Here is a 20692-nt window from a genome sequence, read left to right on the forward strand (position 1 = left end):
TGTCGGAGCGGGACCGCCGAGCTGCCCGACTCGCGGCCGAGGCCGCCACTGCGTGGGTGATTGCTGTCGGACTAGGGACCGTCGATTTAGCCGATTCGCGGCCGAAGCCGCGGCCGTGTTGCTGCCGGGCCTGGTGCCGCGAAGCTAGCTGACTCGCGATCAAGGTCGCAGCCGCGTGGTCGGTTGCTGCCGGAGGAGCGACTGCTGATTCGGCTGGCCCGCGGCCAAAGCCGCGGCCCGCGTGGTCGGTTGCTGCCGGGCGAGCGATTGCTGGTTTGGCTGGCTCGCGGCCCAAGCCGCGGCCGTGTTGTGGGGTTGCTGCCGGAGGAGCGATTGCTGATTTGGCTGGCTCGCGGCCAAGGTCGCCACCGCCTTTCGCCGTGTTGCTGCCGGGCCTGGTACCGCGGAGCCAGCCGACTCGTGGCCGAGGTCGCCGCCTCGCCGGTCCGGACGGTGTGCGGCGGCAGGTCGCAGAGGGGCAGGTGCACGAGGCGCTGGACAAGGTCCGGCGGCGGCCCTGGACGAGGGGCCGGTTGGCGAGCGGGTTGGATTTGGCCGGTTGAGGGGCGGCCCGTCATCCCGCTCGGACGGTGAGGCCTCGAGCCAACGAGCGTGGTTCAGCGGTGCTGGGCAGCCTCGATGTCTTTCGCTCAACAAAGGGGGTGGGCTCGGTCGGCATCCAGCGGCACTGGGGGTGCGGCTGGAATCCGACCGAGCGTCCCGCAACACCAGCCAGCCCAAGACGTTCCGCACGAGCTGACAGCCGATGCGTCAGAACAAAGTCGGCTCCTCCGGAAACGCCCCTTCGATCACCAGCATCCGCCGTTTGGTCTCGACTCCGCCCGGTGCCGAAAAGCCGCCGGTGTTCTTGCCCGCGCCCAAAACCCGATGGCACGGCACGATGATCGGAAACGGATTGCTCCCCATCGCCTGCCCGACAGCCTGCGCGGAGCCCGGCGCGCCCAGCTGATGCGCGATATCCCCGTACGTCAACACTTTCCCCGGCGGAATAGCCCGCGCGACGTCGTACGCCCGCCGGTTGAACTCGGGCACCTCTCGGTAGTCCAACGGCACCGCACGCAAATCGCGCGCCTCACCCGAGAGCAGCGCGACGACATCCTCCACCACCACGCGCAACTCCTCCGGCACCGGCGATTCCACCGCCTCCGGGAAGCGCTTCGCGAGGTGTGCACGCGTCCGCTCGGCCGTGCTCCCCGGCAGCGCGGTGCCGATCACCGCACCGTCCCGCCAGGCGAGGCCGCACGCCCCGATCGGGGTGTCGAACACCGCGTACCCAACCGTCATACCGCCAGCGTACGACCCGGCACCGACAGAAACTGGCGAGAAAACGACACCACCCTGCGCTCGCACCGACTGCCCCGGAAATCCCTCCAGAGCTGAGAACCCGGCGAACGCGCCAGAATCCAGCAGCTCACCCGGGCAACCTTGCGAGCCACCCAGCAGCCAACTCCGGCCGACTCGACTCCGGCCGAGCCAACCCCGGCCGACTCGACTCCGGCCGAGCCAACCTGGCCGAGCCAACTCCGGCCGACTCGACTCCGGCCGAGCCAACCCCGGCCGACTCGACTCCGGCCGAGCCAACCTGGCCGAGCCAACCCCGGCCGACTCGACTCCGGCCGAGCCAACCTGGCCGAGCCAACCCCGGCCGACTCGACTCCGGCCGAGCCAACCTGGCCGAGCCAACCCCGGCCGACTCGACTCCGGCCGAGCCAACCTGGCCGAGCCAAATCCAGCCGACTCAACCCCGGCCCAGCCGAAACCCGGATCAGGACTTCCGTTCCCGCCACCCGTTAGTCATCGGAAGCCGCCGATCCCGGCCGAAGGCCTTGAACGTGATCTTCGTGCCCGGCGGATACTGCCGTCGCTTGTACTCCGCCCGGTCGACCATCCGCACCACCCGGTCGATCGTCTCCGGGTCGAACCCCGCCTCGATCAGATCGGCGTACCCGCGGTCGTTCTCGACGTAATCGTCCAGGACGTCGTCCAGCAGTTCGTAATCCGGCAGCGAATCCGAATCCTTCTGGTCCGGCCGCAGTTCCGCCGACGGGGGCTTCGTGATCGAGTTTTCCGGGATCGGCGGCGTTTCTCCCCGCTTGGCCGCTTCCTCGTTCCGCCACCGCGCCAGCTGCCACACGTGCGTCTTGAACAGGTCCTTGATCGGCGCGAACGCTCCGACCGCGTCACCGTAAATGGTCGAGTAGCCGACGGCCAGTTCGGTTTTGTTGCCGGTCGCCAATACCAGGTGTCCGTCCAGATTGGACAGAGCCATCAGCAGCATCCCGCGCACCCGCGCCTGGATGTTCTCCTCGGCGAGCCCGGTCAGCTGCAGCTGGTTGACGTACACATCAACCATGTCGCCGATCGGCTCGACCCGGTAGTGCGCACCGATCCGCTCCGCCAAGTCCGAAGCGTCGTCCCGCGAGTGCGAGGACGAGTACTTCGACGGCATCGAAACGCCGTACACGTTGTCCCCGCCGAGAGCGTCCGCCGCGAGCGCCGCGCAGACTGCCGAGTCGATTCCGCCGGAGAAGCCGAACGTAACCGTCGAGAAGCCGTTCTTGTGCACGTAATCGCGCAACCCGACGACCAGCGCCGACCACACCTCGGCCTCGTCCGACAGCGGTTCGCTGATCGTCGGAGCGGCCAGCGGCGAGTACTCAGCCAGCGGCGAGTCAGTCAAAACCCGCCGGTGCACTTCCAAGCCCTCGAACGAGCCCGTGGCAGCCGCCCCCGACGCGGGCACGTCCAGGTCCAGCACCAGCAGGTGCTCCACGAACTGCGGCGCCCGCGCGAGCAGCGTCCCGTCCGCGCCGACCACCAGCGAGTCGCCGTCGAAGACCAGATCGTCCTGGCCGCCGACCTGGTTCGTGTACACCAGCGGCGCGCCCGCCTCAGCCGCGCGGCGGGCGATCAGCGGCAGGCGCTGTTCGTCCTTCGACCGTTCGTACGGCGACGCGTTCGGCGCGACCACCAGATCGACCCCGGCCTTGCCCAGCGCGGAGATCGGGCCGCCGTCCTGCCAGATGTCCTCGCAGATCACCATGCCGATGTCGACGCCGTGCAGCCGCAGCACCTCGAGTTCGGTGCCCGGTTTGAAGTACCGGTGCTCGTCGAACACGCCGTAGTTCGGCAGGTGGTGCTTGAACTGCCGGGCCACGACCTCGCCGCGATACAACGCCGCCGCGGCGTCGCGCGGGCCGACCTCGTCGTGGTCGAGGTAGCCGACGTACGCGAGCACCTCGCCGCAGCCCGCCTCGTCGAGCCGGCGCGCCAGTTCGGTCACCGAGCGCCGGGACGCGTCGGCGAACGTGCGCCGGAGCGTCAGGTCCTCGACCGGATAACCGGTCTGGGACATCTCCGGGAACACGACGACGTGCGCGCCCGCCTCGGCGGCCTTGCGGGTCCACTCGACGGTGAGCGCGGTGTTCCCGTCGATGTCGCCGACGGTGGTGTTGACCTGGGCCAGTGCGATGCGCAGTTGCGGCATGCCGCCATTCTGTCCCACCGCACCGACAGAAACTACGCGGAGGTGAGCCAGAGAACGGCGAAGGGCCCCTCGCCCGCGGCGAGAGGCCCTCCGAAACTGGAAAGCAGGAATCAGGACTTCTTCATCCGCATCATGCTGCGCACCTTCTTGACCGTCTGCTCGAAGTCCGAGTCGAACGGGTTGTCGTGCACCAGGTACGTCCACGTCGTGTTCGCCCGCCGCACGCCGACCTCCTCGAGATCGAGGCCGTTGTCGGTGATCTCCGCTTCCTCGAGCGTCTTCGCCGCCCGCGAGGCCGATTCGGCGATGATCTTGTGGAACTCCGGGATCGCCGCGCGGTGGAACTCGTCCAGCGGCGTCTCGCGGGCCAGCGCGCGCAGGTGGATGCTCTCGCGCACGTCGGTGAGGTACGCCAGGTGGTCCGACCACAGCTGGTCGAGGTGGAACAGCCGGACCTCGCGGCACACCTGCTCGAGTCGGTCGGCGTCGTCCAGCTTTTCCTTCAGCTCGGCGAACTTCTCCGGCTGCGCCTTCTCCAGCTCCTCGGCCGCGAGCCCGGTGTGCAGCACCTTGTCGCGGTGTTCCAGCAGCTCAGCGCGCTGCCGCTCGATCAGCCGGGTGTAGCGCCAGGTGTTGCGGTGGATCTCCAGGTCGACGCCCTCGGCGACGCGCTGGGCGTGGTTGAGCTGCCGGTGCGCGGCCGGGTCGGTGATCTCGCCGGTCTCGGTGTCCGCGTCGATGCCGTCCGGCAGGTCCGGCGCGTTCGACAGCACCAGGTCGTCGTTGAGGCTCGCGAAGAAGATCGCGCTGCCCGGGTCGCCCTGCCGGCCGGACCGGCCGCGCAGCTGCCCGTCGAGGCGGCTCGACGGGTACCGCGCGGTGCCGATCACGTGCAGGCCGCCCAGTTCGGCGACCTCCTCGCGGCTCGAGCCGTCGCTGCCGCCGAGCCGGATGTCGGTACCGCGGCCGGCCATCTGCGTGGACACGGTGACCGCGCCCTTCTTGCCCGCCTCGGCGATGATCGCGGCCTCTTCGGCGTCGTTGCGCGCGTTCAGCACGACGCACGGCAGGTCGGCCTTCGCCAGCTTCTCCGCCAGTTCCTCGGACTCGGCGACGTCCTGGGTGCCGACGAGAATCGGCCGCCCGGTCTCGTGCACCGTCCGGATCTCCTCCTCGATCGCGCGCAGCTTCTGCGACGGCGACGCGAAGACGCGGTCCGGCAGGTCCTCGCGGACGTTCGGGGTGTTCGGCGGGATGACGGCGACCTCGAGCTTGTAGAACTCGCGCAGCTGCTCGGCGACCGCCACCGCGGTACCGGTCATGCCCGCGACCTCGGGGTAGCGCGCGAGCAGCGCCTGCACGGTGATCGAGTCGAGGATTTCGCCCCGGTCGGTGGCCGTGACCTGCTCCTTCGCCTCGACCGCGGCCTGCAGGCCGTCCGGCCAGCGCTGCAGTTCGGCGACGCGGCCGCGGGCGGCGTTGATCAGCTGCACCTTGCCGTCGCGGACCAGGTAGTCGACGTCGCGGGTGAGCAGCGCGTGCGCGTGCAGCGCGACGTTCACCGCGGCGAGCCGGTCGGAACCGGACTCGTCGTACAGGTCGACGCCGCCGAGCGACTTCTCCACGACCGACGCGCCGGCGCTGGTCAGCCACGCGTTGCGGCCCTCGGAGTCGGTCTCGTAGTGCAGGCCGAGCCGCAGCCGCCGGACGATCTTGGCGACCTCCTCGTCGGCGTCGTTGTGGTCGATCGAACCGGCCATCACGAGCGGCACGCGCGCCTCGTCGACCAGCACCGAGTCGGCCTCGTCGACGATCGCCACCTCGGGGGCCTTCTGCACGAGGTCGTCGGGGTGGGTGACCAGGCGGTCGCGCAGCACGTCGAAGCCGATTTCGGCGACCGCGCCGTAGGTGACCTCCTTGCCGTAGGCCTCCTTGCGCTCCTCCTTCGAATGCGCCGGTTCGACCCAGCCGACGGTGACGCCGAGCAGGTCGTACACCGGGCCCATCCACTCCGCGTCGCGGCGGGCGAGGTAGTCGTTGACCGTGACCACGTGCACGCGGCGGCCGCGCAGCGCGTACCCGGCGGCGGCCAGCGCGCCGGCGAGCGTCTTGCCCTCACCGGTCTCCATCTGCACGACGTGGCCGGTGAGCAGGCCCATGGTGCCGAGCAGCTGCACGTCGAAGGCCCGCTCGCCGAGCTTGCGCCGGGCGGCCTCGCGGCCGAGCGCGCAGATCTCGATCAGCTGGCTGTCGGTGAACGAGGCGGCCCCGCCGATGGAGTCCCGCAGCTTGCCCGCGCGCTCGGTGAGTTCGGCGTCGTCGAGCTTCTCCAGCTCCGGTTCGAGCTTCTCGACGGCGGGCAGCAGCGCTTCGTAGCGGGTCAGCTCGACGCTGCCCGGCCGCTGGATGATCCGGCGGAGCCGCTTGCCCACTCGGCTGATCAGTGCCACCCCTGGTCTCCTCGTGTCGATGTGTCTCCGGTCGCACCCGCACTGCCCAACGTGCCGACGGTGCGTTCGAGTTCCGCGCCCGGATGGCACGATCAAACCGTGTCCCGTCATCCCAGCGCCAGCCCGAAAGTCCATCCGTTAGTCGTGTTCGCGGCTGCCGGCCTGCTCGCGACCACGCTCGCGGCCTGCACGTCAAAGTCCGGTCAGGCCGCGCCCGCTCCGACGGTCGAATCGCACGCCCCGGTGGGCCCGGTGCCCGCCGGACTGGCCCGGTTCTACGGGCAGAGCATGAGCTGGTCCGCGTGTGCACCCTACGCGACCTCGGCCGACGCGCAGTCGGCCTTCAAGGCGCAGGGAATCGAGTGCGGGCGCCTGACGGTGCCGTTGAACTACGACAAACCGGACGGGCAGACGATCACCATCGGCGTGCTGCGGCACCGCGCCAGCGACCAGGGCAAGAAAATCGGTTCGCTCGTGGTGAACCCGGGCGGACCGGGCGCTTCGGGCATGGTCGCCGCGGCGGGCCTGCTCGACCAGGTGTCGAAATCGGATCTCGGCGACCGGTTCGACCTCGTCGGCTTCGACCCGCGGGGCATCGGGGCCAGCGAACCGCAGATCAAATGCCTGACCGGAGCCGAGCGCGACGCTGACCGCGCCGACGACAGCGAGACCGACGGTTCGCCCGCGGGCGTCGCGAAGCAGGAAGCCGAACAGAAGGACTTCGCCGCGAAGTGCACACAGCGGACGAAGTACGGCGACGACATGCTCGCGCACATCGGTACGCGCGACGTCGTGAAGGACATGGACGTGTTGCGAAGCGTCCTCGGCGACGAGAAGCTGACGTACCTCGGTTACTCGTACGGCACGCGCATCGGGTCCACGTACGCGGAGACCTTCCCGAAGAACGTGCGCGCGCTCGTCCTCGACGGCGCTGTCGACCCGACGCAGAGCCCGGAAGACTCGCTCGTCGCGCAGGGCCAGGGCTTCGGCGTCGCGTTCAACGAGTTCGCGAAGTGGTGCGCGGCGCGTCAGGACTGCGCGCTCGGCAAGAACCCGGCTGACGCGACGAAGCAGTTCCAAGACCTCACGCGCCGGCTGATCGACTTCCCGGTGCCGGTCGGCGACGGCCGCAAGCTGTCCTACGAAGACGCCACCACGGGGGCCATCCAGGCTCTCTACCAGCAGAGTCTCTGGGAGTACCTGAACACCGGGCTGAACGAGCTGAAGCTGCAGCGCGGCAGCACGCTGGAGAAGCTGGCCGACATCTACAACGAGCGCAATCCGGACGGCAGCTACGGCACGACGCAGGACGCCTTCACCGCGATTCGCTGCGTTGACGATCCGCGCATCACCGATCCGAAGCAGATCCTCGAAGGCCAGGAGAAATACGTAAAGGCCGCGCCCTTCCTCGACGACGGCCGCCAAGCCAGCTCCGCCCGCGACGCCTGCGCGTTCTGGCCGGTGCCGAACACGTCGAAGCCGCACGAGCCGAACGTCGAAGGCCTGCCGAAGACGTTGACGATTTCGACAACGAACGACCCCGCGACGCCGTATCAGGCGGGCGTGAACCTCGCGAAGGCGCTGAAGGGCTCGCTGCTCACCTTTGAGGGGACGCAGCACACTGTGTTCCTGCAGGGCAACGCGTGCGTCGACAAGGTGGGGACCGCCTACCTGATCGACGGGACGACGCCTCCGGACGGCGCTCGCTGCAAGGCCAACTGAGGTTGCGCTGGCTCGCGAAGGTTGTGGCGACGATGCTCGCTGCCACGGCCTGAGCGAGCCAGCGGGCAGCGCTCGAGGGGGACCGTGTGTGCCGTAAGCGCAGACCGCTTTCGAGAAGGGTCTGTACGCGGATGAGTCGGTCGACTGTGCCTGGCTGACGGTGCCGCTCGACTACGCGAACCCGCGCAGGACTTGCCGCAGACGCTGATCGCCCAGACTGCCGGGTTTCAGGACGCCTTCACCCGCTTCGCGCAGTGGTGCGCGAAGCGGCAACTGCTAAGGCTGCTGATCCGTCAGCAGCACCTCGTACATCACCGGGCTGTCCCGCTCCGTCGCTGGCGGGACCTGCAGCCACATCCGCGCGAAGCGGCGCGGTTCCGCGACCGTCACCCAGATCTTCACGTTGACGTCCGCGTGGATCTGCGGCACCAGCTTCGCCGCGACCGCCTGGGGCACCGTTCCGCCGACGCGGTAGCCGTCGATGTGCTGGATCGTCTCGCGGATTTCGGTTTTCGGCTGCTGAAGCGAGTCGAGAAGACGGACCAGACCGCCGTGCGGGCCGAGGAACCGGTCGACCGGGAAGGACGTGGGGCCGTCCGTTTCGCGACCCTTCGTGTCCTTTGTGGTCGCGGTATGCCCGGAAACGGTGAACGAGAACGACCGATCGGTGAATTCCGCGCTGCCGCTCGCCTGTCCGCCGCTCTTGAGGTTCGCGTTGCCGACGAGCTTGGTCATCGGGAGACCGGGCAGCACGCCGTTGACGCCGACCGAGAAGTGCAGGCTGGTGACCTTGGCGAAGTTCGTCCTGGCGGCGGCGAGCAACCCGTCCGCCGCGGGCAAGGAGGGGGCCGCGGTGCAACCGCCGACCAGCCCGAGGAGCAGCAGGGCCGGCAGGACACGTCGGCTGAGCATGGCCGAGAGCCTACTCGGCTGGCCCGATTCTTTCGGATAGTGTCCTTCCGGCCACTGTCGACGACGCCTCCGGCCCACCAGACTGACTGCTCGTGACCGTTGAGACTCGTCCTGCCCGCCGCCTGCACCGCGCCTGGTTCGTCGCGGCGGCCGCGTTCGTCGCCCTCCTCGCCGCCGCCGGCTTCCGCGCCGCGCCGGGCGTTCTGATCGATCCGTTGCACGAAGAATTCGGGTGGTCCCGCGCCACGATCGGGTCCGCCGTCTCGGTGAACCTCGTGCTGTACGGCCTCTTCGCACCCTTCGCCGCCGCGCTGATGGAGCGGTTCGGCATCCGCCGGGTCGCGGCGACCGCGCTGTGCGTCGTCGCGCTCGGCGCGGGCGGCACCGTCTTCATGAGCGCCAGCTGGCAGCTGATCCTTTGCTGGGGCGTCCTCGTCGGCCTCGGCACCGGCTCGATGGCGATGAGCTTCGCGGCGATGGTCGCGACGCGCTGGTTCGTCCGCCATCGCGGCGTCGTGACCGGCGTGTTGACCGCTGCTGGAGCGACCGGACAGCTGATCTTCCTGCCGTTGATCGCGTCGCTCGCGGTGGACGACGGCTGGCGGACCGCGTCGATGGTCATCGCCATCGCGGCTCTCGCGGTGGTCCCGGTCGTGCTGCTGGCCGTACGCGACCACCCCGCCGATGTCGGCACTGTCGCGTTCGGAGCGCCCGAAGGCACCGAAGTCGAGCGCCCCGCGCCGAAGGTCGGCACTGTCCGCCGAGGACTGTCCGTGCTGTTCCAGGCCGCGCGCACCCGGACGTTCTGGTTGCTCGCGGTCGGCTTCGCCATCTGCGGGGCCACCACGAACGGGTTGGTCAGCACGCACTTCGTCCCGGCCGCGCACGACCACGGCATGCCGCAGACGACCGCGGCGAGCCTGCTCGCGCTGGTCGGCATCTTCGACGTGGTGGGAACGATCGCGTCGGGATGGCTCACCGACCGCGTCGACCCGCGGATCCTGCTCGGCATCTACTACGCCTTGCGGGGAGTTTCGCTCGCCCTGTTGCCGCAGCTGTTCACGGATTCGGTCCAGCCGAGCATGTGGGCGTTCATCCTCTTCTACGGTCTCGACTGGGTGGCGACCGTGCCGCCGACCGTCGCGCTCTGCATCCGCTCCTTCGGCGAAGCCGGTCCGATCGTGTTCGGCTGGGTCTTCGCCTGCCACCAGCTGGGCGCGGCGTTCGCCGCCTCCGCCGCCGGCGCGGTGCGCGACCAGCTCGGCGACTACGCGGTCGCCTGGTACGTCGCCGCCGGGCTCGCGGTGATCGCCTCGGTCGCGTCGCTGTCGATCACCCGATCAAGGAAAATCCAGGAATCGCAGGTCGCGCAGGTGGCGTGAACCCGCCTCCGTTGTGGGTGACCCGTGAAACATGGCGTTAACACGTGCTGGTTAGGGTTCGGCCATGGATCGCCAGCAGGAATTCGTGCTCCGCACTTTGGAAGAGCGCGACATCCGTTTCGTTCGCCTGTGGTTCACCGACGTGCTGGGATTCCTGAAATCCGTCGCGGTCGCGCCCGCCGAACTGGAGGGCGCGTTCAGCGAGGGCATCGGGTTCGACGGCTCGGCCATCGAGGGCTTCGCGCGCGTCTACGAATCGGACATGGTCGCCAAGCCCGACCCGTCCACGTTCCAGGTGCTGCCGTGGGAGACCCCGGAGGGCGGGCCGTACTCCGCGCGGATGTTCTGCGACATCGCGATGCCCGACGGGTCGCCGTCGTGGGCCGACCCGCGGCACGTGCTGCGCCGCCAGCTGTCGAAGGCCAGCGAAGCCGGGTTCACCTGCTACGTGCACCCGGAGATCGAGTTCTTCCTGCTCGCCAATCTCCCCGACGACGGCAGCGAGCCCGAGCCCGCCGACAACGGCGGCTACTTCGACCAGGCCAGCCACGCCACCGCGACGCACTTCCGCCGGCACGCGATCGAGACGCTCGAGGCGATGGGCATCTCGGTCGAGTTCAGCCACCACGAGGGCGCGCCGGGGCAGCAGGAAATCGACCTTCGCTACGCCGACGCCCTCACCATGGCCGACAACGTGATGACGTTCCGTTACGTCGTCAAGGAGGTCGCGCTGACCCAGGGCGTGCGCGCGACCTTCATGCCGAAGCCGTTCACCGACCAGCCCGGCTCCGGCATGCACACCCACGTCAGCCTGTTCGAAGGCGACCGCAACGCGTTCTACGACGCCGAGGATCCGCACGAGCTTTCCGAGACCGGCAAGGCGTTCGTCGCCGGCGTCCTGCACCACGCGAAGGAAATCTCCGCCGTCACCAATCAGTGGGTCAACTCCTACAAACGGCTGATCAGCGGCAGCGAGGCGCCCACCACGGTGTCGTGGGGGAGGGCGAACCGCTCGGCGCTCGTGCGCGTGCCGATGTACTCGCCGGGCAAGGCGTCGTCGCGGCGCGTCGAGATCCGGACGCTCGATTCGGCGTGCAACCCGTATCTGGCCTACTCGGTGATACTGGCCGCGGGGCTGAAGGGCATCGAAAAGGGCTACGAGCTGCCGCCGCCTGCCGAGGACAACATCTGGCAGCTGTCGGACTCCGAACGCCGCGCCGCCGGCTACTCGCAGTTGCCGCAGAACCTCGGCGAGGCGCTCGCCGAGATGGAGAAGTCGGAGCTGCTGCCGGAAGCGCTCGGCGAGCACGTTTACGACTTCTTCTTGCGCAACAAGCGGGTCGAGTGGGACAACTACCGGAGCGCGGTCACCCCGTACGAGCTCCGGACTCTGTTGCCGATGCTCTGAACCGGGCCCCGGGCCGTGCTCCGACGTTGGGGAGGCATCGGAACATGGGAAAAAGACTGCCCGCCGTACTCGCCGCACTGGTCGCGGCGGCGGGCTTGGCCACCGCGCCGCCGGCGGTCGCGATGGCGGCTGACCCCCAGATCGACGCGGCCGGGCTGCACTTCGACCTCGACCGCGCCGACATCCCGTCGCTGCAGCACCGGATGGCGACCGGGCAGCTCACCGCGACCCGCCTGACCAGCGCGTACCTCGCGCGGATCCGGGTGCTGGACCCGAAGGTCAACGCCGTCCTCGCGCTCAACCCGGCCGCGCTCGCACAGGCCGCGGCCAGCGACGTCCGGCACCGGACCGGCCGCACCCGCGGTCCGCTCGACGGGATCCCGGTGCTGGTCAAGGACAACGTCGACACCCACGACCAGCAGACCACCGCCGGTTCGCGCGCGCTGCGGAGCCGTCCGGCCAAGGACGCCACGCTGATCACCCGGCTGCGCGACGCCGGCGCGGTGCTCCTCGGCAAGGCGAACCTGTCGGAATGGGCCAACTTCCGCGCCGCGAAGCCGACTTCCGGCTGGTCCGGCGTCGGCGGGCAGACCAACAACCCGTACGTGCTGGACCACAACCCGTGCGGTTCGTCCGCCGGATCCGCGGCCGGCGTCGCCGCGTCGCTCGCGCAGGTCGCGATCGGCAGCGAGACCGACGGGTCGATCGTGTGCCCGGCCGGGATGACCGCGACCGTCGGCCACAAGCCGAGCCTCGGGCTGGTCAGCCGGACCGGCGTCGTCCCGATCTCCGCGGAACAGGACACGGCGGGACCCATCGCGCGCAATGTCGTCGATACCGCGATCACGCTCTCGGTGCTGCAGGGCCGCGACCCGTCCGACCCGGCCACCCTGCGTTATCCGTCCACCCAGCCGACGGACTACGCGAAGCTCCTTCGGCCCGGCGTCCTGCGCGGCGCCCGGATCGGACTGTGGCGGCTGCCAGTGCTCGGCCCGGACACGGATGCCGTGGTCAGCAAGACGAAGGCTTCGCTGGAACGCGCCGGCGCGACGGTCGTCGAGGTGAACCTGCCGTATCAGGATCGGCTGTCGGAGCTGGAGTTCCCGGCGCTGCTGACCGAGTTCCACCGCGACATCGACGCCTACCTCGCCACGCGCCCGACCGGGCCGCGGAACCTGGCGGACCTCATCGCGTACAACCGCGCCGACCCGCTGGAGCGCACTTGCTTCGCTGGTCAGGAGCTGTTCGAGCAGGCACTTGCCGCCCCCGGACCGCAGGACCCGACCTACCTGAAGAACCGGGCGGAACTGACCGACCTCGCGCGCCGGTCGCTGGACGAGACCCTCGCGAAGTACGACCTGGACGCCATCGCGTCGCCGACGAACCCGCCGGCTTGGAAGACGGACTGCAAGGTCGGGGACAACGACGTGATCCCGTCGTCGACGCCGGCCGCGGTCGCGGGCTACCCGGACGTCACCGTCCCGGCCGGTTCGGTCGGACCGCTGCCGGTGGGGATTTCGTTCATGGGCGGGCAGTGGACGGACGGGAAGATGCTCGCGCTGGCCGCGGACTACATGCGGGTCGCGCCGGTGCGGATTCCGCCCCGGTATCTGCCGAAGCTGCCCGGGTAAGCCGTTCGGGGTTGCCCAGAGCGGGTGAAGGTTTGTGGCGGCCGCCGGTCAGTGCCTCGTGCTGACCGACGGCCTTCGTTTTGGGCGGGTTCGGGGTTGCGCCGTGCGGGCTGACCTGCTGAATTGGGTCAGATGCTGGGGTCTGTGGCCGGGGAGAGTCGCTCGATAGGGGAGACCTGGGTCACGTGAGGCCTCTCCGAGGGCCTTCCGGGCGGGGTCCGGTGCTGGCGGAGTGGTGGAATCAGCGCGCTGGCAACCCTCTGACCAGGGTCGATGCCGTTAAGTGACCCCCCTGTTTTCGGGTGGTTGGAAGGCATGTAATCTTCTCTTCGTCGCCAGGAACACCGGGCCGGCGGGGCCGAAAGCCTCACCGACCAGGAGCCAGGGTCGAGCGGGTTGACACCGCGAAACGGACCAGGTAATGTTCAGCGTCGGCCCACGAGCGGCCGCCGACTCCCTACGACTAGCCTTGTAGGTACCGGCATGCTCGACCAAAAGCTTGAAATAACGCATCGAGCTTGGCCTGGTTGATTCCGGGGCTGGTTCGGGGTGTGTTGCTTGAGAACTCAACAGTGTGCTAGTGAACTAAGCCAGTAGAGCTTATATGAAACCCCCTCGTCGGGGTTTCCTTTGAGAATGATTGATTGAGAGTAGTCTCGATCGAACTTGAAGACATTGTTGGAGAGTTTGATCCTGGCTCAGGACGAACGCTGGCGGCGTGCTTAACACATGCAAGTCGAACGCTGAACCGGTTTCGGCCGGGGATGAGTGGCGAACGGGTGAGTAACACGTGGGTAATCTGCCCTGTACTCTGGGATAAGCCTGGGAAACTGGGTCTAATACCGGATATGACACTTCAAGGCATCTTGGGGTGTGGAAAGTTCCGGCGGTATGGGATGAACCCGCGGCCTATCAGCTTGTTGGTGGGGTAATGGCCTACCAAGGCGACGACGGGTAGCCGGCCTGAGAGGGTGACCGGCCACACTGGGACTGAGACACGGCCCAGACTCCTACGGGAGGCAGCAGTGGGGAATATTGCACAATGGGCGCAAGCCTGATGCAGCGACGCCGCGTGAGGGATGACGGCCTTCGGGTTGTAAACCTCTTTCGCCAGGGACGAAGCGCAAGTGACGGTACCTGGATAAGAAGCACCGGCTAACTACGTGCCAGCAGCCGCGGTAATACGTAGGGTGCGAGCGTTGTCCGGAATTATTGGGCGTAAAGAGCTCGTAGGCGGTTTGTCGCGTCGGCCGTGAAATCTCCACGCTTAACGTGGAGCGTGCGGTCGATACGGGCAGACTTGAGTTCGGCAGGGGAGACTGGAATTCCTGGTGTAGCGGTGAAATGCGCAGATATCAGGAGGAACACCGGTGGCGAAGGCGGGTCTCTGGGCCGATACTGACGCTGAGGAGCGAAAGCGTGGGGAGCGAACAGGATTAGATACCCTGGTAGTCCACGCTGTAAACGTTGGGCGCTAGGTGTGGGCGACATTCCACGTTGTCCGTGCCGTAGCTAACGCATTAAGCGCCCCGCCTGGGGAGTACGGCCGCAAGGCTAAAACTCAAAGGAATTGACGGGGGCCCGCACAAGCGGCGGAGCATGTGGATTAATTCGATGCAACGCGAAGAACCTTACCTGGGCTTGACATGCGCCAGACATCCCCAGAGATGGGGCTTCCCTTGTGGTTGGTGTACAGGTGGTGCATGGCTGTCGTCAGCTCGTGTCGTGAGATGTTGGGTTAAGTCCCGCAACGAGCGCAACCCTTATCCTACGTTGCCAGCGCGTCATGGCGGGGACTCGTGGGAGACTGCCGGGGTCAACTCGGAGGAAGGTGGGGATGACGTCAAGTCATCATGCCCCTTATGTCCAGGGCTTCACACATGCTACAATGGCTGGTACAGAGGGCTGCGATACCGCGAGGTGGAGCGAATCCCTTAAAGCCGGTCTCAGTTCGGATCGCAGTCTGCAACTCGACTGCGTGAAGTCGGAGTCGCTAGTAATCGCAGATCAGCAACGCTGCGGTGAATACGTTCCCGGGCCTTGTACACACCGCCCGTCACGTCATGAAAGTCGGTAACACCCGAAGCCCATGGCCCAACCCGCAAGGGAGGGAGTGGTCGAAGGTGGGACTGGCGATTGGGACGAAGTCGTAACAAGGTAGCCGTACCGGAAGGTGCGGCTGGATCACCTCCTTTCTAAGGAGCACAACACATCCATGCTCCCGGGATACCCGGAACCAGGGCATGGGGTGGGCACGGTTTAACACCCGCACGCGGTGTTGCCGGGCTTGCTCAAGGAATTGTGGAACTACTGGTTATGGTCGCTTCTGGCAGGCGATGCCTTGTCTAGTACAGGTCCTTCGGGGCTGCGGAACGGCGAGGCGGAGTCTGGGGGAGCGATTGTTTGCTGGCACGCTGTTGGGTCCTGAGGCAACACACGTTGTTTCTGGTGTGGTGTTTGAGAACTGTAGAGTGGATGCGAGCATCTTTGTGGTCAAGTTGTTAAGGGCACATGGTGGATGTCTTGGCTTCAGGAGCCGATGAAGGACGTGGGAGGCTGCGATATGCCTCGGGGAGCTGTCAACCGAGCTGTGATCCGAGGATTTCCGAATGGGGAAACCCAGCACCAGTGATGTGGTGTTACCCGCCGGTGAATATATAGCCGGTGTGGAGGGAACGCGGGGAAGTGAAACATCTCAGTACCCGCAGGAAGAGAAAACAAAAGTGATTCCGTGAGTAGTGGCGAGCGAAAGCGGAAGAGGCTAAACCGTTTGCATGTCAAGCTGTCAGGCGTTGTGCAGGCGGTGTTGTGGGACCCAGCGTCGAGGATCTGACAGTCCTCGGAATGTGCGCGCGTGTTAGTGGAACCGCTTGGGATGGCGGACCGGAGTGGGTGAGAGTCCCGTACGCGAAAACATGTTGCGTGTGTTTGTCTGGTGTTCCCGAGTAGCAGCGAGCTCGTGGAATTTGCTGTGAATCTGCCGGGACCACCCGGTAAGCCTAAATACTTCCTGGAGACCGATAGCGGACGAGTACCGTGAGGGAAAGATGAAAAGTACCCCGGGAGGGGAGTGAAAGAGTACCTGAAACCGTGTGCCTACAAGCCGTCAGAGCGTTTCGACGTGATGGCGTGCCTTTTGAAGAATGAGCCTGCGAGTTAGTGCTGCGTGGCGAGGTTAACCCGGGTGGGGTAGCCGTAGCGAAAGCGAGTCTGAATAGGGCGATTGAGTCGCGTGGTCTAGACCCGAAGCGGAGTGATCTACCCATGGCCAGGGTGAAGCGACGGTAAGACGTCGTGGAGGCCCGAACCCACTTAGGTTGAAAACTGAGGGGATGAGCTGTGGGTAGGGGTGAAAGGCCAATCAAACTCCGTGATAGCTGGTTCTCCCCGAAATGCATTTAGGTGCAGCGTCGCGTGTTTCTTGCCGGGGGTAGAGCTACTGGATGGTCTAGGGGCCTTACCGGGTTACCGAAATCAACCAAACTCCGAATACCGGTTAGTGAGAGCGCGGCAGTGAGACGGCGGGGGATAAGCTTCGTCGTCGAGAGGGAAACAGCCCAGAACACCAGCTAAGGCCCCTAAGTGTGTGCTCAGTGGGAAAGGATGTGGGATTGCCCAGACAACCAGGAGGTTGGCTTAGAAGCAGCCACCCTTGAAAGAGTGCGTAATAGCTCACTGGTCAAGTGGTCCTGCGCCGACAATGTAGCGGGGCTTAAGCACACCGCCGAAGCTGTGTCATTCACACAATACATCCGCAAGAGCTTTCGGGTTCTTGTGCAGTGGTGTGGATGGGTAGGGGAGCGTCCTGCATCCAGGGAAGCCGCGGCGGAAGCTAGCGGTGGAGGGTGCGGGAGTGAGAATGCAGGCATGAGTAGCGAATGCAGAGTGAGAAACTCTGCCGCCGGATGACCAAGGGTTCCTGGGCCAGGCTAATCCGCCCAGGGTAAGTCGGGACCTAAGGCGAGGCCGACAGGCGTAGTCGATGGACAACGGGTTGATATTCCCGTACCCGAGCATGTGCGCCCATGGCGAGGCGGTTGACACTAACCACCCGAAGCCACTCGTGAAGCCTTCGGGCGGATCGGGTGTGTGGAGCGTGGGACCTGATTCCGTAGTAGTCAAGCGATGGGGTGACGCAGGAAGGTAGCTCCGCCAGGCGATGGTTGTCCTGGTGTAAGCGTGTAGGCCGTCATGTAGGCAAATCCGCATGGCAACAGGCTGAGACGTGATGCGTAGCCGTTTGAGGCGAAGTGGGTGATCCTATGCTGTCGAGAAAAGCCTCTAGTGAGTGCATGCACGGCCCGTACCCCAAACCAACACAGGTGGTCAGGTAGAGAATACCAAGGCGATCGGGTGAACTGTGGTTAAGGAACTCGGCAAAATGCCCCCGTAACTTCGGGAGAAGGGGGGCCAAACACCTTGAAGCTTCATGCAAGTGGAGGGGTGGTTGGCCGCAGAGACCAGCGGAAAGCGACTGTTTACTAAAAACACAGGTCCATGCGAAGTCGCAAGACGATGTATATGGACTGACGCCTGCCCGGTGCTGGAACGTTAAGAGGACCGGTTAACTCACTTTGTGGGTGAAGCTGAGAATTTAAGCGCCAGTAAACGGCGGTGGTAACTATAACCATCCTAAGGTAGCGAAATTCCTTGTCGGGTAAGTTCCGACCTGCACGAATGGCGTAACGACTTTCCGGCTGTCTCGACCACAGGCCCGGCGAAATTGCATTACGAGTAAAGATGCTCGTTACGCGCGGCAGGACGGAAAGACCCCGGGACCTTTACTATAGTTTGGTATTGGTTTTCGGTTCGGCTTGTGTAGGATAGGTGGGAGACTGTGAAGCGCTCACGCTAGTGGGTGTGGAGTCGTTGTTGAAATACCACTCTGGTCGGATTGGGAATCTGAACCTCGGACCATGATCTGGTTCAGGGACAGTGCCTGATGGGTAGTTTAACTGGGGCGGTTGCCTCCTAAAGGGTAACGGAGGCGCCCAAAGGTTCCCTCAGCCTGGTTGGCAATCAGGTGTCGAGTGCAAGTGCACAAGGGAGCTTGACTGTGAGACAGACATGTCGAGCAGGGACGAAAGTCGGGACTAGTGATCCGGCACCTCCTGGTGGAAGGGGTGTCGCTCAACGGATAAAAGGTACCCCGGGGATAACAGGCTGATCTTGCCCAAGAGTCCATATCGACGGCATGGTTTGGCACCTCGATGTCGGCTCGTCGCATCCTGGGGCCGGAGTAGGTCCCAAGGGTTGGGCTGTTCGCCCATTAAAGCGGCACGCGAGCTGGGTTTAGAACGTCGTGAGACAGTTCGGTCCCTATCCGCCGCGCGCGCAGGATACTTGAGGAAGGCTGTCCCTAGTACGAGAGGACCGGGACGGACGGACCTCTGGTGTGCCAGTTGTCACGCCAGTGGCATGGCTGGTTGGCTATGTTCGGAAGGGATAACCGCTGAAGGCATCTAAGCGGGAAGCCTGTTCCAAGATGAGGTATCCCACCCTATGTGGGTTAAGGCCCCCAAGAGACGATTGGGTTGATAGGCCAGAAATGGAAGCACAGTAATGTGTTGTCGAGTTGACTGGTACTAATAGGCCGAGGACTTGCCCACAAAGATCGCTCGCATCCACTCTACGGTTCTGAAACACCACACCGGTGCCATCCCAGGGGTGGCGGGTGTGTTGTTTCGGAGTGTTTCGGTGGTTTTAGCGTCAGGGAAACGCCCGGTCCCATTCCGAACCCGGAAGCTAAGCCTGATTGCGCCGATGGTACTGCAACCGAAGGGTTGTGGGAGAGTAGGACACCGCCGAACTTAACCAAATAGTCTGGGCCCCGGTCGAGAACCTGAGAAGGTTTTCCCGGGGCCCAGCCTCATTTCATGGACCAAAATCAAGGCCCGGACCCGGTCAATGGGTTCGGGCCTTCGTCATGCCCAGGTCACAACGGCAGCCCGCGGCCCCGCACCGGAGACGAGAACACCAGGGAGGTCGTCGTCTCGCCGTAGCGCTGGGCCTGTTCCACAAACCTCTCCAGGTCCGCCGTCGTGCGGCAGTGCACTCGGAGGAGCCAGCACTCGTCACCAGTGACGTGATCGGCGTCGGTGATCTCCGGCAGCGGGAGAATCGTCTCGCGGAACCGCGGGCCGTCCAGGCTTCGCACCCGGACCCGGACGATCGCCTGGATCGGGCGGCCCAGCTTCTCCAGATCGACCCGCGCCGCGTAGCCGGTGATCACCCCGCGCTGCTCCAGGCGGCGCACCCGTTCCGTCACGGCCGGCGCGGACAGGGAGACCCGGCGGCCGAGTTCCGAGAACGTCAGGCGGCCATCGCACTGGAGCAGCTCCAGCAGGTGCCGGTCAACATCGTCCAGGTCCATCGCGGCAACCCTCTCAAAAACTCCAGGTCAACTGCCGTCCAGACCCAGAAAACCCTGGTGAAGACGGCGGAACACCTGGATCTTCCCCTGTCTCACACCAGGATCGGAAGGAGAGGATCAACACCGTGAAACCTCGCATCCTCTCCCTTCTCCACGAACCCACCGAACCCTCCGACGCCGTCGAGTACTTCGGGCGCGAACTCGCCTTCGAAGTCGATCCGGTCGACCTCGCCCAGGACCTCGCCGACGGACGCACCGACGGTTACGTGCTGGTCGAGACCCGCAGTCCGGGGGCCTACGCCGAAGCTCACCTGCCGGGCGCGATCTGCTTGCCGTACCGGGAAATGACCGAGGAAAGCACCCGCGACCTCGACCGGAACCTCGTCTACGTCTGCTACTGCGAGAGCATCCACTGCAACGCCGCCACCCAGGGCGCGTACCGGCTCGCGCGGCTCGGCTTCACCGTGAAACGGCTCTCCGGCGGCATCACGACCTGGCTCGCCCACGGCTATCCGACGGAGGCCGGGGAGCCCGTACCCTGGACGCCGTGACTCGTCTGCTCATCATCCAGCCCGATGCCAGCGACCCGATCGGTCCGCTCGGGGAGTGGCTCACCGAGGCCGGCGCGGAACTCGACGTGCGGCTGCCGCCGGAGCAGGAGCTGCCGTCGAGCCTCGACGGGTACGACGGGTTGATCTGTCTCGGCGGCGGCATGGGCGCGCTCGACGACGCCGAGCACCCCTGGCTCGCGGACGTCCGGAAGCTCCTCGCCGCCGCGGCGGGGAAGGCCGTGCCGACGCTCGCGATCTGTCTCGGTTCGCAGCTGCTCGCCGTCGCGACCGGCGGGCAGGTCGCGGAGGGCGAGTCCGGGCCCGAGGTCGGGCCGGGGCTCGTGTCCAAGAAGGACGCCGCGTGGGTCGATCCGCTCTTCGCGGACATGCCCTTCCTCCCGGACGTCCTGCAGTTCCACCGTGACGTCATCACCGTCCTGCCGCAGAGCGCCGAGCTGCTCGCGTCCACTCCGAAGTACCCGCACCAGGCGTTTCGGATGAACCGCTGTGTCTACGGTGTCCAGTTCCACATCGAGACCACTCCGGACGCTGTCCGCGCCTGGGCCGAGGCGGACCCGGAAATGGCGGAACTCACCCGTCCGGGCGCGCTGGAGGAGGAGTCGCTGATCACTGCGCACGCGGAAATCGCCGAGACGTGGCGTCCGTTCGCGCGCCGGTTCGTCCAGTTGGCCGCCGGTCAGCTGGAGGCGGCTCCGGAAAGTCAACGCCAGTTGCCGCTGGCTTAACGGCTGATG

The 20692-nt window shown here is 66.1% G+C and carries 11 protein-coding genes and 3 rRNA genes; 9 read left to right on the plus strand and 5 right to left on the minus strand.

Translation table 11 applies throughout. The features are described 5' to 3' along the window. Nucleotides 1-771: 771 nt before the first annotated feature. The 3 genes from CU254_RS04440 to secA2 all read right to left on the minus strand — a co-directional run bounded on the left by CU254_RS04440 (nt 772) and on the right by secA2 (nt 5958). A complete protein-coding gene (locus tag CU254_RS04440; RefSeq protein ID WP_037712523.1) occupies nt 772-1305 on the minus strand; it encodes a methylated-DNA--[protein]-cysteine S-methyltransferase in 534 nt (177 codons plus the stop codon). A gap of 481 nt (nt 1306-1786) precedes the next feature. Further along, nucleotides 1787-3508: an NAD+ synthase gene (locus CU254_RS04445; RefSeq protein ID WP_037712526.1), complete on the minus strand. Its 1722-nt coding sequence runs from the start codon at nt 3506-3508 to the stop codon at nt 1787-1789. Between the two features lie 110 nt (nt 3509-3618). Further along, nucleotides 3619-5958, minus strand: a complete 2340-nt coding sequence (secA2, locus tag CU254_RS04450; RefSeq protein WP_037712528.1) for an accessory Sec system translocase SecA2 — start codon at nt 5956-5958, stop codon at nt 3619-3621. A gap of 144 nt (nt 5959-6102) precedes the next feature. On the opposite strand from secA2, the gene CU254_RS04455 reads away from it, so the two are divergent. Then, nucleotides 6103-7680 carry an alpha/beta hydrolase gene (locus tag CU254_RS04455; protein ID WP_050788110.1) on the plus strand — a complete coding sequence of 526 codons (1578 nt, stop codon included), beginning with the start codon at nt 6103-6105 and terminating at the stop codon, nt 7678-7680. 276 nt (nt 7681-7956) lie between these two features. Here the strand turns inward: CU254_RS04455 and CU254_RS04460 are convergent, their stop codons facing one another. Next, nucleotides 7957-8592, minus strand: a complete 636-nt coding sequence (locus CU254_RS04460) for an LppX_LprAFG lipoprotein (RefSeq protein ID WP_009073156.1) — start codon at nt 8590-8592, stop codon at nt 7957-7959. Nucleotides 8593-8684: 92 nt separating this feature from the next. Between CU254_RS04460 and CU254_RS04465 the strand changes: the two genes are divergently transcribed. The 6 genes from CU254_RS04465 (at nt 8685) to rrf (ending at nt 18823) form a co-directional block, all read left to right on the plus strand. Then, a complete protein-coding gene (locus CU254_RS04465) occupies nt 8685-9974 on the plus strand; it encodes an MFS transporter (RefSeq protein WP_037712530.1) in 1290 nt (429 codons plus the stop codon). Nucleotides 9975-10038: 64 nt separating this feature from the next. Then, nucleotides 10039-11382, plus strand: a complete 1344-nt coding sequence (gene glnA / locus CU254_RS04470) for a type I glutamate--ammonia ligase (protein WP_009073159.1) — start codon at nt 10039-10041, stop codon at nt 11380-11382. A 44-nt stretch (nt 11383-11426) separates the two neighbouring features. Next, complete coding sequence (locus CU254_RS04475) at nt 11427-13013, plus strand: amidase (protein WP_009073160.1); 1587 nt, start codon at nt 11427-11429, stop codon at nt 13011-13013. 675 nt (nt 13014-13688) lie between these two features. After that, a 16S ribosomal RNA gene (locus CU254_RS04480) occupies nt 13689-15208 on the plus strand. A 296-nt stretch (nt 15209-15504) separates the two neighbouring features. Then, nucleotides 15505-18622, plus strand: a 23S ribosomal RNA gene (locus CU254_RS04485). A gap of 84 nt (nt 18623-18706) precedes the next feature. Next, nucleotides 18707-18823 (plus strand): 5S ribosomal RNA (gene rrf / locus CU254_RS04490). The 16S, 23S and 5S rRNA genes sit together here, the layout of an rRNA operon. Before the next feature lie 125 nt (nt 18824-18948). Here rrf and CU254_RS04495 read toward each other — a convergent pair. Next, nucleotides 18949-19386 (minus strand): Lrp/AsnC family transcriptional regulator, encoded by a 438-nt coding sequence (locus tag CU254_RS04495; protein ID WP_009073164.1) that lies wholly within the window; start codon nt 19384-19386, stop codon nt 18949-18951. Nucleotides 19387-19511: 125 nt separating this feature from the next. Between CU254_RS04495 and CU254_RS04500 the strand changes: the two genes are divergently transcribed. Both CU254_RS04500 and CU254_RS04505 read left to right on the plus strand, forming a co-directional pair. After that, nucleotides 19512-19937, plus strand: coding sequence for a rhodanese-like domain-containing protein (locus CU254_RS04500; protein ID WP_009073165.1), 426 nt, complete (start codon nt 19512-19514; stop codon nt 19935-19937). After that, nucleotides 19934-20683: a type 1 glutamine amidotransferase gene (locus CU254_RS04505; protein ID WP_037712532.1), complete on the plus strand. Its 750-nt coding sequence runs from the start codon at nt 19934-19936 to the stop codon at nt 20681-20683. The genes CU254_RS04500 and CU254_RS04505 overlap by 4 nt, the downstream gene beginning before the upstream one ends. Nucleotides 20684-20692 lie beyond the last annotated feature (9 nt).

It is taken from the genome of Amycolatopsis sp. AA4 (assembly GCF_002796545.1).
GTDB lineage: Bacteria > Actinomycetota > Actinomycetes > Mycobacteriales > Pseudonocardiaceae > Amycolatopsis.